The organism is Catellicoccus marimammalium M35/04/3 (assembly GCF_000313915.1).
Taxonomy (GTDB): Bacteria; Bacillota; Bacilli; order Lactobacillales; family Catellicoccaceae; genus Catellicoccus; species Catellicoccus marimammalium.
On sequence record NZ_AMYT01000019.1, the window covers coordinates 71,445 to 84,078 of the forward strand.

Sequence of the window (12,634 nt, forward strand, 5' to 3'; positions counted from 1 at the left end):
GTTTTCCACAACTGTTTTGCTTAAAACACAAGGGGTACAGCCATTTATCCACAAAAAAATGGGGTCTATAATAATAATAATATATTAATACTATCTATCTATATGGAGGGGTTACCATGAAATTTACAATGAATCGTTCTTTTCTACAAAATAAATTAGCAACTATTTTAACAGCTATTGATTCAAAAGTTATTAATCCAATTTTTTCTGGAGTTAAAATTGTCGCTAAAGCAACGAGTCTATTTTTGACTGCTAGTAATGGAAATATTTCTATTGAACTAGAAATTCCATCTGCTGATAAAGATGCTGAATTAATCATTCAAGAAGAAGGAGGCCTAGTATTACCTGCTCGCTTCTTCAACAGCATTGTAAATAAATTACCACAACAAGAAGTAGTGGTAGAACAAATGTCAAACCAACAAGTGGCTATTTCTTCTGGATCAGCATTATTCCATTTAAATAGTCATAGTGCCAATGATTATCCACAATTACCAAAAGTATCTCAAGAATCTATTTTAGAAATTCCAGTTCATCTTTTAGAAGAATTAATTTCCGAAACTACTTTTGCAGCTTCAAAACAAGAAACTCGTCCAATTTTAACTGGGGTTCATTTTGTATTGAAAGATGGCATCTTTAAGGCAGTAGCTACAGATAGCCATCGTTTAAGTCAACGTATTTTACCAATGGATACGAAAGATACAGAATTTGATATTGTTTTACCAGCTAAAAGCTTAACGGAATTATCCAAAACTTTCCGTAATAAAGACGAATTTATTACTATCAGTATGACAGATAATCAAGCATTGTTTAAAACAGAGCGCATTTCTTTCTATACTCGCTTATTAGAAGGGAATTACCCAGATACAGACCGTTTAATTCCAAAAGAATTTATTACTAGTGCTGTTTTTGATAGCCATTATCTAAATGCAGCTATTGCTCGTGCTTCTTTACTAGCTGAAAAAGCAACAAGCAATATTGTTAAAATGCAAATCACTGCACAACGTATTGTTTTATCTAGTCAAAGTCCAGAAATTGGTTACGTCGAAGAAGAATTAGAGTGTCGAGATGTAACGGGAGAAGATTTAACGATTTCTTTCAATCCAATGTATGTACAACAAGCTTTACAAGCATTTAAGGGAGAAGAAGTGAAAATTCAATTTATCAGTCCTGTTCGTCCTTTCACTATTACACCATTGAATGAAAAACCATTGATTGAATTAATTACACCGGTTCGTACAAATTAATGAAAAAAGAGAGCTTAGGCTCTCTTTTTTTGTTTATTATGAATTATCTGAAAAATGATAAAAATGTCTAAAAATGAAAAAAAGGCTATAAACCGTAAAAAAACGCGAAATATTGAAGATGAGGTAAAAAAATAGTATAATATTAGAAGAAGTATAAGGGAAAGTAGGTGAAAAAATGGTGGAATCATATCCCCTACAAACAGAATATATTACTTTAGGTCAATTTTTAAAAGATATCGCAGAAATTGGTAGTGGCGGTGAAGCAAAATGGTATCTACAAGAAAATACTGTTTATGTAGATCAAGAATTAGAAAATCGCCGTGGTCGAAAGTTATATGCAGGTATGACTGTCGAATTACCAGGAGAGCGCACCTATCATATTGTCGAGGCCTAACATGATAATCAAAACATTAACTTTGCAAAATTATCGTAATTATCACTCTCTAACAGTTTCGTTTTCTCCTAGTTTAAATATCTTTATTGGTAATAATGGACAAGGGAAAACAAATTTATTAGAGAGTATTTATGTTTTATCTGCTACAAGAAGTCACCGGACAACAAAAGACGGAGAATTATTACATTGGCAAGAAGAAAATACTTTAATTCAAGGAGAAATTGAAAAGCAAACAGGTTCTTTTCCTTTATCCTATGCATATTCAGCAAAAAACAAAGGAAAGATTTTACGTTTCAATCATTTGATCCAAAAAAAGGCCAGTGAATATATTGGTCAATTTCATGTTATTCTTTTTTGTCCAGATGATCTGTTTTTAATTAAAGGTTCTCCTTCTCAACGAAGAAAATTTCTTGATCAAGAATTAGGATTTCGTAATCACTATTATCTGCAATTACTTTCTCAATATCAAAAATTATTAAAAGAAAGAAATCAATGCTTGCAAAAAGGAAAATGGGATGCATTGTATCTTGATATTTTAGATGAGCAGTTATCAGATTATGGAAGTAAGATTATGCGTTTACGTGCTGATTTTTTAAATCGGCTAGGAGAATTTGCGACCGAGATTTATCGTTTTTTAACACAAGAAAAAGAAGAATTAACATTAACTTATTTACCAAGTATCCCTTTGGCAAAATCTGAAGAAGAACAAAAAGAAGTGTTTTTACATTATTTGCAGAAGAATCGAGAAAAAGATCAACAGCAGAGGGCGACAAAATTAGGAATTCAACGAGATGATTGGATTTTAAAAATGAATAATAAAGAGGCAAAGAGTTTTGCTTCTCAAGGTCAGCAGAGATTATTGATTTTGAGCATTAAATTAGCGGAAGTAGAATATATTGCTCAAACCCTAGGAGAATATCCGGTGTTATTACTAGATGATGTGATGAGTGAGTTAGATGATGAACGACAGATGCGCTTATTACAGATTTTAGAAAATCGAGTGCAAACTTTTATTACGACCACTACACTAGAGCATCTAGAAGGCAAAATGAAAGTGAAGCCAAAAATATTTGAAGTGAAAGCAGGAGAAATTACGACAATTTCAGAAGAATAATGAGAAAGGAGCACAATAGCTTTTTTGTAATAAAAGAAGACTATTGAAAAAAGATCGTGGAAAATAAAGAACTAGAAAACAATGCGCAAAATTATGATGCAAGTCAAATCCAAGTATTAGAAGGATTAGAAGCAGTTCGCAAACGCCCAGGAATGTATATTGGTTCAACGAGTGAACAAGGATTACATCACCTAGTTTGGGAAATTGTCGATAACTCTATTGACGAAGCCTTAGCAGGTTTTGCGACAAAAATTGATGTCATTATTGAAGAGGATAATAGTATTACAGTTATCGATAATGGACGAGGAATTCCCGTTGATATTCAAGAAAAAACAGGACGTCCAGCGGTAGAAACTGTATTTACTGTGTTGCACGCAGGAGGAAAATTTGGCGGTGGAAGCTATAAAGTTTCTGGAGGCTTACATGGTGTAGGTTCTTCTGTAGTTAATGCTCTATCTACCTCTTTAGATGTTAAAGTTTATAAAAACGGACATATTTACTTCCAAGAATATAAACGTGGACAAGTAGTTGATGATTTAAAAATCATTGGGGATACAGATCGTCGTGGGACAGAAGTGCATTTTGTACCAGATCCAACGATTTTTAAAGAAACAACCGTCTTTAATTTTGATACTTTAGCGACTCGTGTTCGTGAATTAGCTTTCTTAAATCGTGGTTTAAAAATTACGATTGAAGATAAAAGAAAAGGTCAAGAACAACAACGCGAATACCACTACGAAGGTGGGATTTGTAGCTATGTAGAATTTTTAAATGATGAGAAAGAAGTCCTTTTTGAACCACCAATTTACTGTGAAGGAGAGCAAAATAATATCACCATCGAAGTAGCTATGCAATATACAAGTGGCTACCAATCTAAAATTTTAAGTTTTGCTAATAACATCCATACTTATGAAGGTGGGATGCATGAATCTGGATTTAAATCTGCATTGACTCGTGTTATCAATAACTATGCTCGTCGTCAAAAAATGATTAAAGAAAATGATGATAAATTAATGGGGGAAGATGTGCGTGAAGGATTAACTGCGGTAATTTCTATCAAACACCCTGAACCTCAATTTGAAGGACAAACGAAAACAAAACTAGGAAATAGTGAAGTTCGTAGTGTTACTGATCGTTTATTTGCTGAAGCATTTGATAAATTCTTAATGGAAAATCCAAATGTAGCGAAAAAAGTAGTGGAAAAAGCATTATTAGCGACAAAAGCTCGCCTAGCAGCGAAACGTGCTCGTGAAGCAACTCGTAAGAAAAATGAATTAGAAATTAGTAATTTACCTGGTAAATTAGCGGATTGCTCTAGTCGTGAAGCGGAAAAATGTGAATTGTTTATCGTCGAAGGGGATTCTGCGGGAGGATCTGCTAAACAAGGACGCGACCGTAACTATCAAGCAATTTTACCGATTCGTGGGAAAATTTTGAATGTGGAAAAAGCAACACTAGATAAAATTTTAGCTAACGAAGAAATCCGTTCTTTATTTACTGCAATGGGAACAGGATTTGGTAAAGATTTTGATGTGGAAAAAGCACGCTATCATAAATTAGTAATTATGACCGATGCTGATGTCGATGGAGCTCATATTCGCATTTTATTATTAACATTGTTCTATCGTTATATGCGTCCATTGGTAGAAAAAGGCTACGTTTACATTGCTCAACCTCCACTATACGGAGTAAAACAAGGAAAAAATATTACTTATGTTCCTTCTGGAAAAGATGCAGAAGATCAATTACAACAAGTATTACAATCTCTACCAAAAACACCAAAACCAATTGTTCAACGATATAAAGGTCTTGGGGAAATGGATGAAGATCAATTATGGGAAACTACAATGGATCCTGAACATCGCGCAATGGCTCGTGTAACCATTGATGATGCAGAAGAAGCAAATCGTATTTTTGAAATGTTGATGGGTGATCAAGTAGAACCTCGTCGCCAATTCATTGAAGAAAATGCACACTATGCAACGATTGATATCTAATAAGAATAGAGGAGAAGCAAATGACGGAAAATATTCATAATGTCAATTTAAGTGAAGAAATGAAAGAATCTTTTCTCGACTATGCCATGAGCGTCATTGTAGCCCGTGCATTACCAGATGTTCGAGATGGATTAAAACCTGTTCATCGCCGTATTTTATATGGAATGAGTGAATTAGGAGTATTACCAGATAAACCACATAAAAAATCAGCTCGTATTGTCGGAGAAGTTATGGGTAAATTCCACCCTCATGGAGATTCTGCGATTTATGAGTCTATGGTACGTATGGCTCAACCATTTAGTTATCGTCAAATGTTAGTGGATGGACACGGAAACTTTGGTTCTATCGATGGTGATGGCGCTGCTGCGATGCGTTATACCGAAGCACGTATGAGTAAAATTGCTCTAGAAATGTTACGTGATATCAAAAAAGATACTGTTCCTTTCATCGATAACTATGATGGTTCAGAAAAAGAACCAGAAGTCTTACCTGCTCGTTTCCCTAACTTATTAGTCAATGGGACAACTGGGATTGCGGTAGGGATGGCAACAAATATTCCACCACATAATTTAGGCGAAGTAATTGATGCCATCCATTTATTGATGGAAAAACCAGAATGCACAGTCGCAGATTTAATGGAAGTTCTTCCAGGACCAGATTTCCCAACTGGTGGGCTAGTTATGGGAAAATCTGGCATTCGAAAAGCCTATGAAACAGGACGCGGAAGCATTATTTTACGTGCAAGAACAGAAATTGAAACAAAAGCTAGCGGTAAAGAAATGATTGTCGTTACTGAATTACCATATATGGTAAATAAAGCTAAATTAGTAGAGCGTATGGCTCAACTTGCGCGTGAGAAAAAAATCGATGGCATTACAAGCATTCGCGATGAATCTTCTCGTGAAGGAATGCGAATTGTCATTGAAATCCGCAAAGACACAAGTGCTTCTGTCGTTTTAAATAATTTATATAAAATGACGAACTTACAAACTTCTTTTGGCTTTAACATGTTAGCGATTGAAAATGGAATTCCTAAAATTTTAAACTTGAAACAAATTTTAGTAGATTATTTGGATCACCAAGAATCTGTTATTCGTCGTCGTACAGAGTTTGATAAGAAAAAAGCAGAAGCAAGAGCGCATATTTTGGAAGGATTACGTATTGCTTTAGATCATATTGATGCGATTATTGAGTTAATCCGCAACTCTTCTTCTGATGAAGAAGCAAAACAAGCTTTAATTTCTGACTACTCTTTAACAGAAATTCAAGCACAAGCCATTTTAGATATGCGCTTACGTCGTTTAACAGGATTAGAACGTGCGAAAATCGAAAAAGAATACGAAGAGCTATTAGTTTTGATTGCTGATTTGAAAGATATTTTAGCTCATCGTGAACGTATTTTACATATTATTGAAGATGAATTACGTGATATTCAACGTCGCTTTGATGATCCACGTCGTACGGAATTACTAGTCGGTGAAGTGTTGAGCTTAGAAGATGAAGATTTAATTGAACAAGAAGATATTGTCATTACTTTAACTAATAATGGTTACATCAAACGTCTAGCGAATACAGAATTCCGTACACAACGTCGTGGTGGTCGAGGAGTTCAAGGAATGTCCATGCATCAAGATGATGATATGCAAACAATTTTAACCTGCTCCACTCATGATTTATTATTATTCTTTACGAATAAAGGAAAAGTGTTCAAAGCAAAAGGGTATGAAATTCCAGAATATAGCCGTAATGCAAAAGGAATTCCTGTAATTAATTTACTGGGCTTGGAAGAAGAAGAAAGTATCCAGTCGATTATCAAAGTTGATTTAGAAAATCCAAAACAAGAATTATTCTTTGTAACGAAAAACGGATTAGTGAAACGTACTGCTTTTGCTGCTTTTGCTAATATCCGTAGTAATGGATTAAAAGCTATTCAATTGAAAGATGAAGATGAATTAATTCAAGTAATGGTTACGAGTGGTTCAGATCAAATTATGATTGCCACTCATGAAGGATATAGTATCAACTTCATGGAAGAAGATGTTCGTTCGATGGGAAGAACAGCTGCCGGAGTTCGTGGAATCCGCTTGCGTGAAGGAGACTTTGTTATTGGTGCAACTACCGTATCCCCTGAAGCACAAATTTTAGTGGTGACAGAAAATGGATACGGAAAACGTACAGAAGTTAGTGCATATCCAGTGAAAAAACGTGGCGGTAAAGGGGTAAAAACACTTCAAAAAACAGAACGTACTGGTGGATTGGTTGCTCTATGTACCGTTACCGATACTGATGATGTCTTAGTAATGACCAATCGTGGAGTGATGATTCGTTTTGCTGTAGATACGATTTCAACGATTGGACGTGTTGCTCAAGGAGTACGTATCATTCGCTTAGAAGAAGGAACTACGGTTTCGACAGTAGATATTATTGAACATGCAGAAGACGAAGAAGAAAACACAGAAGTAGAAGAAAATACAATCGAAGAATAATAGGAAAAGAGACCTTATAAAAGAAGGTCTCTTTTTTATTGTTCGTCATTTACGAATAATCCGAAAAATAATACTATTAGAAAAAAATATTGTGTTGAAAAAACGAATAATGAGTAGTTAAATAAGAATGTATTGAAGAAAAAAGTGAGGAAATTATTATGTCAAGTACAGTCATTGTTGGAACCCAATGGGGAGATGAAGGAAAAGGAAAAGTAACAGATTTTGCGAGCCAATCTGCACAAATTATTGCTCGTTATCAAGGAGGAGATAATGCAGGGCATACTATCGTTTTTGATGGTAAAAAATTTAAATTACATTTAATTCCATCTGGAATCTTTTTCCCAGAAAAGAAAAATATTATCGGCAATGGAGTAGTTGTCAATCCAATTTCACTTATTAAAGAAATGGATTATTTAGAAGCAGAAGGAATTTCATTAGATAATCTATATATTTCAAATCGTGCGCATGTCATTTTACCTTATCATATTCGTTTAGATGAGTTAAAAGAAGCAGCGAAAGGAGATAAAAAAATTGGAACTACATGTAAAGGAATTGGACCTTGCTACTGCGATAAAGTAGATCGTTGTGGAATTCGTGTAGCAGATTTATTATCTCCAGAAACATTCAAAGAAAAATTAGAACAAAACTTAGCGTTAAAAAATAAAGAAATCGTAGAAATTTATGGTGGAGAACCATTACAATTTGCTCCTATTTATGAAGAGTATCAAGCGGCAGCGAAAAGATTAGCTTCTCATGTTACAGATACTTCTTATTTATTAGATGAAGCATTAAAAGAAGGTGCAGAAGTATTATTTGAAGGTGCTCAAGGAGTAATGTTAGATATTGACCATGGTACTTATCCATTTGTTACTTCTTCTAACCCAATTGCTGGAGGAGTAACAATTGGTGGAGGCGTTGGTCCAAAAGAAATTACAACAGTTATTGGAGTATGTAAAGCTTATACTTCTCGTGTCGGCGAAGGACCTTTCCCAACAGAATTATTTGATGAAATTGGTCAACAAATTCGTGAAGTAGGAAAAGAATATGGAACAACAACAGGTCGTCCTCGTCGTATTGGTTGGTTTGATGCGGTAGTATTAAACCACGCTCGTCGTGTTTCTGGATTAACAACATTAACTTTAAACTGTTTAGATGTTTTATCTGGTTTAGAAGAAGTGAAAATTTGTACAGGGTATGAATTAGACGGAAAAGAAATTCATTACTACCCAGCTTCTTTAGAAGAAATTAGTCGTTGTAAACCAATTTATGAAGTATTACCAGGTTGGAACGAAGATATCACAGGATGCCAAAGCTTTGCGGAATTACCAGAAAATACGCAAAATTATATTCGTCGCATTGAAGAATTAGTTGGTTTGTCTGTAGATATTTTCTCTGTTGGACCAGACCGTACACAAACGATTATTCGTAATAAATAGAGGAGACTTATGTTAGAAAGATATAGTTCAGAAAAAATGCGCCAAATTTGGAGCGAAGAAAATAAATTAGCTGCTTGGTTAGAGGTAGAGCTACAAGTAGTAGAAGCGTGGGTGAAGCTAGGAGAAATTCCTGCTGAAGATGCTGCTTTATTAAGAGAAAAATGTAAAGTAAATCGCCCTCGTATGTTAGAAATTGAAAAAGAAACTCGTCATGACGTAGTGGCTTTTACTCGTATGTTATCTGAAGAATTAGGACCAGAAAAAAAATGGATCCATTATGGATTAACTTCTACCGATGTTGTGGATACAGCTAACGGCTACTTATTGCGTCAAGCGAATGCACAAATTGCTGAAAAATTAGAAAAATTAATTGCTTTAGTGAAAGAGTTAGCTGTGCAATATAAATATACAATTTGTATGGGACGTACACATGGTGTGCATGCAGAACCTACAACTTTTGGGTTGAAATTGCTGGGTCTTTATGCTGAATTATTACGTCGTCAAGAACAATTTTTAAAATCAGCTCGTGCAGTAGAAACTGGAAAAATTAGTGGAGCAGTTGGAACATTTGCTAATGTCCCTCTATTTATTGAAGAAGAAGTATGTCGTTCTTTAGGATTACAACCACAACCAATTTCTACTCAAGTATTGCCACGCGATCTACATGCAGAATACATGAGCTCTATGGCCTTAGTTGCTACAACTTTAGAACGCTTTGCTATTGAAATTCGTCACTTACAACGTACTGAAGTTCGTGAAGTAGAAGAAGGATTTAAACGTGGTCAAAAAGGATCGAGCGCGATGCCACATAAGAGAAATCCAATCTCAAGTGAAAATATTTGTGGATTATCTCGTGTCATGCGTGGTTATATGACTCCTGCTTTTGAAGATGTAGCGTTATGGCATGAGCGTGATATTTCTCATTCTTCAGTAGAACGTATTATTTTACCAGATGCGACTGCATTATTAGATTACATGTTACAACGTTTCTATCAAGTATTAGATAATCTATACGTTAATGAAAAACGAATGAAAGAAAATGTTTGGTCTACGCAAGGATTAATTTTCTCTCAACGTGTTTTATTAGAATTAATCGAAGCAGGGATGAGTCGTGAAGAAGCTTACGACCTAGTTCAACCATTAGCAATGAAAGCTTGGGAAGAAGGATTATCCTTTATGGAATTAATCCAATCTAATGAACGTGTGTTAGAAACTTTAGGTCAAGAAAAAGTCGCACAACTTTTCGATTTAAACTATCATTTACAAAATGTTGATGAAATTTATGCGCGCTTCAATTTATAATTGCGTATAAATAATTGAAAGAGAAAAATAAGAAAAAGGAATTTGCTTTATAAAAAGAAATCAGATATAATAGCAAAAGTGAGTATCGGCAAACGATACTTTCCTTGTTCTTATTAGAAAATAAGAACCTTATAGTCCAAGAGGAGGTGAAATCAATGAACAACACAACGAATTATGAAATTTTATACATCATTCGTCCAAACATTGATGAAGAAGCAAAAACTGCTTTAGTAGAACGTTTTGACAACATCTTAAAAGAAAACGGAGCAAACGTTGAAGAATCAAAAGATTGGGAAAAACGTCGTTTAGCATACGAAATCGGTGGATTCCGTGAAGGTTTATACCACATCGTTAACGTTTCTGCATCAAACGCAGACGCAATCAACGAATTTGATCGTTTAGCTAAAATCAATGATGACATTTTACGTCATATGATCGTTAAAAAAGAAGCTTAATGAATTTTCGACATAATTGAAAGGAGAAACAATTATGATTAATACGGTCACTTTAATCGGTCGTCTAACAAAAGATCCAGAATTACGTCAAACTGCAGGTAATACTCCTGTATTATCTTTCACTTTAGCAGTAAATCGTAACTTCAAAAATCAAGAAGGAAATATTGAAGCAGATTTCATCAATTGCGTTATTTGGCGTAAACCTGCGGAAATCTTAGCTCAATACACACGTAAAGGTTCACAAATTGCCGTACGTGGTCGCTTACAAACTCGTTCTTACGATGATAAAACAGGACATCGTGTTTATGTAACTGAAGTTGTTTGTGATGATTTCCAATTATTAGATCGTCCACGTCAGGATCAAGGAATGAATAACTCAATGATGGGTGGTCAATCTTTTGACTCTGGTATGAACTCAATGGATAGCAATCCATATAGTGCACCGGTTTCTTCTTTCCAACCAACACCTACGAACGATAGCATGAATCAAAATCATTCAATGCCAATGGATTCAGGTTTTTCAAACACTGGAGACATCGTAGATGAAGACTTACCATTTTAAAATATAGGAGGGGAACACTATGGCACAACAACGCAGAGGTGGACGTCGTCGTCGTAAAGTTTGCTACTTCACTGCAAACCACATCGAAGAAATCGACTACAAAGACGTTGAATTATTGAAAAAATTTATCTCAGAACGTGGTAAAATCTTACCTCGTCGTGTAACTGGTACATGCGCTAAATATCAACGTAAATTAACTACAGCGATTAAACGCGCTCGTGTAATGGGATTATTACCATTCGTAGCAGACGAAGATTAATTTTTATAAAAGTAAGATCGGAAGTAATTCCGGTCTTTTTATTTTGCCTAATATAGAGTAAAATAGTAACAATATATAAAAAACTATAGGAGGCGCAACAAAATATGACCAATTGGGATACAAAATTTGCTAAAAAAGGATACACCTTTGATGATGTATTATTAATTCCTGCTGAAAGCCACGTTTTACCAAATGAAGTGAATATGCAGGTAGAATTATCAGAAAAAGTAAAATTAAATATTCCATTCATTAGTGCAGGGATGGATACTGTAACCGAAAACCAAATGGCAATTGCTATGGCTAATGCTGGAGGTTTAGGAGTTATCCATAAAAATATGAGCATTGAACAACAAGCACAAGAAGTACAAAAAGTGAAGACTTGGGATACGATTGAAGAAAATGCAGCATTAGATGAAAATGGACGTCTATTAGTTGCTGCGGCTGTAGGAGTAACGAGTGATACTTTTGAACGTGTTACTGCATTAATTGAAGCTGGAGCAGATGCAATTGTAATTGATACTGCTCATGGTCACAGTGCAGGAGTAATTCGCAAAATTAAAGAAATCAGACAAGAATTTAAAGACATTACTTTAATTGCAGGTAATGTTGCGACAAGTGAAGGAACAAAAGCTTTATATGAAGTTGGAGTAGATGTTGTCAAAGTAGGAATTGGACCTGGATCAATTTGTACTACTCGTGTAGTTGCAGGAGTTGGAGTACCACAATTAACAGCAATTTATGACGCAGCTACAGTTGCTAGAGAATATAATAAGCCAATTATTGCTGATGGTGGAATTAAATTATCTGGTGACGTAGTAAAAGCACTGGCAGCAGGTGGTCATGTAGTTATGTTAGGATCTATGTTAGCAGGAACTACAGAAGCTCCTGGAGAAATTGAAGAAGTGGATGGTTGCCTTTATAAACAATATCGTGGAATGGGTTCATTAGCTGCAATGGAAAAAGGATCAAGTGATCGTTATTTCCAAGGTGGAGTGAATGAAGCCAATAAATTAGTACCCGAAGGAATTGAAGGAAAATTAAAATATAAAGGTGATGTTTCTTCTATTTTATTCCAATTAATTGGTGGGTTACGTGCAGGTATGGGATACGTAGGAGCTGAAAACTTGCTTCAATTAAGAGAAAATGCTCAATTTGTTGTTATGACTGGAGCTGGATTAAAAGAAAGTCATCCCCATGATATTCTAATGGTGAAAGAAGCGCCGAATTATAAATAATTTCTATGGAGACAAGAGCGATTTTGAGAAAAATAACTCTTTTCTCCATTTTTTTTGATTTTTTTGAAAAAAAGTATTGACGCAATAATAAAGAATTGATAATATATAGACATCGCCAAGGCGATAAGATTTATTTGAAAAAATTCAAAT

At 34.8% G+C, this 12,634-nt stretch carries 11 protein-coding genes; all 11 read left to right on the top strand.

What is annotated here, in order from left to right:
- Positions 1-116: 116 nt before the first annotated feature.
- The 11 genes from dnaN (at position 117) to guaB (ending at position 12,484) form a co-directional block, all read left to right on the top strand.
- Positions 117-1,244 carry a DNA polymerase III subunit beta gene (gene dnaN, locus C683_RS04830; protein ID WP_009491365.1) on the top strand — a complete coding sequence of 376 codons (1,128 nt, stop codon included), beginning with the start codon at positions 117-119 and terminating at the stop codon, positions 1,242-1,244.
- Between the two features lie 175 nt (positions 1,245-1,419).
- The gene (gene yaaA / locus C683_RS04835) at positions 1,420-1,638 is read left to right on the top strand and encodes a S4 domain-containing protein YaaA (RefSeq protein WP_009491366.1); all 219 of its coding nucleotides are present in this window, start codon (positions 1,420-1,422) and stop codon (positions 1,636-1,638) included.
- 1 nt (position 1,639) lies between these two features.
- Positions 1,640-2,752 (top strand): DNA replication/repair protein RecF, encoded by a 1,113-nt coding sequence (gene recF, locus C683_RS04840; protein ID WP_009491368.1) that lies wholly within the window; start codon positions 1,640-1,642, stop codon positions 2,750-2,752.
- A gap of 56 nt (positions 2,753-2,808) precedes the next feature.
- Positions 2,809-4,749 (top strand): DNA topoisomerase (ATP-hydrolyzing) subunit B, encoded by a 1,941-nt coding sequence (gene gyrB, locus C683_RS04845; RefSeq protein ID WP_009491369.1) that lies wholly within the window; start codon positions 2,809-2,811, stop codon positions 4,747-4,749.
- A 20-nt stretch (positions 4,750-4,769) separates the two neighbouring features.
- Positions 4,770-7,235: a DNA gyrase subunit A gene (gyrA, locus tag C683_RS04850; RefSeq protein ID WP_009491371.1), complete on the top strand. Its 2,466-nt coding sequence runs from the start codon at positions 4,770-4,772 to the stop codon at positions 7,233-7,235.
- A gap of 158 nt (positions 7,236-7,393) precedes the next feature.
- Positions 7,394-8,671: an adenylosuccinate synthase gene (locus C683_RS04855; protein ID WP_009491373.1), complete on the top strand. Its 1,278-nt coding sequence runs from the start codon at positions 7,394-7,396 to the stop codon at positions 8,669-8,671.
- 9 nt (positions 8,672-8,680) lie between these two features.
- On the top strand, positions 8,681-9,973 hold the full coding sequence (gene purB, locus C683_RS04860) for an adenylosuccinate lyase (RefSeq protein WP_009491375.1): 1,293 nt from the start codon (positions 8,681-8,683) through the stop codon (positions 9,971-9,973).
- A gap of 155 nt (positions 9,974-10,128) precedes the next feature.
- The gene (gene rpsF, locus C683_RS04865; RefSeq protein ID WP_009491377.1) at positions 10,129-10,428 is read left to right on the top strand and encodes a 30S ribosomal protein S6; all 300 of its coding nucleotides are present in this window, start codon (positions 10,129-10,131) and stop codon (positions 10,426-10,428) included.
- 34 nt (positions 10,429-10,462) lie between these two features.
- Entirely contained in the window at positions 10,463-10,990 is a 528-nt protein-coding gene (gene ssb / locus C683_RS04870) for a single-stranded DNA-binding protein (RefSeq protein ID WP_009491379.1), read from the top strand.
- 19 nt (positions 10,991-11,009) lie between these two features.
- Positions 11,010-11,249, top strand: a complete 240-nt coding sequence (gene rpsR / locus C683_RS04875) for a 30S ribosomal protein S18 (protein ID WP_009491381.1) — start codon at positions 11,010-11,012, stop codon at positions 11,247-11,249.
- Positions 11,250-11,353: 104 nt separating this feature from the next.
- Positions 11,354-12,484: an IMP dehydrogenase gene (guaB, locus tag C683_RS04880; protein ID WP_009491383.1), complete on the top strand. Its 1,131-nt coding sequence runs from the start codon at positions 11,354-11,356 to the stop codon at positions 12,482-12,484.
- Positions 12,485-12,634 lie beyond the last annotated feature (150 nt).

What these genes read in the sequence shown, in the direction of transcription:
- ssb (WP_009491379.1), top strand. Translation starts at nt 10,463, where the DNA reads ATGATTAATACGGTCACTTTAATCGGTCGTCTAACAAAAGATCCAGAA.
- recF (WP_009491368.1), top strand. Translation starts at nt 1,640, where the DNA reads ATGATAATCAAAACATTAACTTTGCAAAATTATCGTAATTATCACTCT.
- guaB (WP_009491383.1), top strand. Translation starts at nt 11,354, where the DNA reads ATGACCAATTGGGATACAAAATTTGCTAAAAAAGGATACACCTTTGAT.
- rpsF (WP_009491377.1), top strand. Translation starts at nt 10,129, where the DNA reads ATGAACAACACAACGAATTATGAAATTTTATACATCATTCGTCCAAAC.
- gyrA (WP_009491371.1), top strand. Translation starts at nt 4,770, where the DNA reads ATGACGGAAAATATTCATAATGTCAATTTAAGTGAAGAAATGAAAGAA.
- purB (WP_009491375.1), top strand. Translation starts at nt 8,681, where the DNA reads ATGTTAGAAAGATATAGTTCAGAAAAAATGCGCCAAATTTGGAGCGAA.
- yaaA (WP_009491366.1), top strand. Translation starts at nt 1,420, where the DNA reads ATGGTGGAATCATATCCCCTACAAACAGAATATATTACTTTAGGTCAA.
- dnaN (WP_009491365.1), top strand. Translation starts at nt 117, where the DNA reads ATGAAATTTACAATGAATCGTTCTTTTCTACAAAATAAATTAGCAACT.
- C683_RS04855 (WP_009491373.1), top strand. Translation starts at nt 7,394, where the DNA reads ATGTCAAGTACAGTCATTGTTGGAACCCAATGGGGAGATGAAGGAAAA.
- rpsR (WP_009491381.1), top strand. Translation starts at nt 11,010, where the DNA reads ATGGCACAACAACGCAGAGGTGGACGTCGTCGTCGTAAAGTTTGCTAC.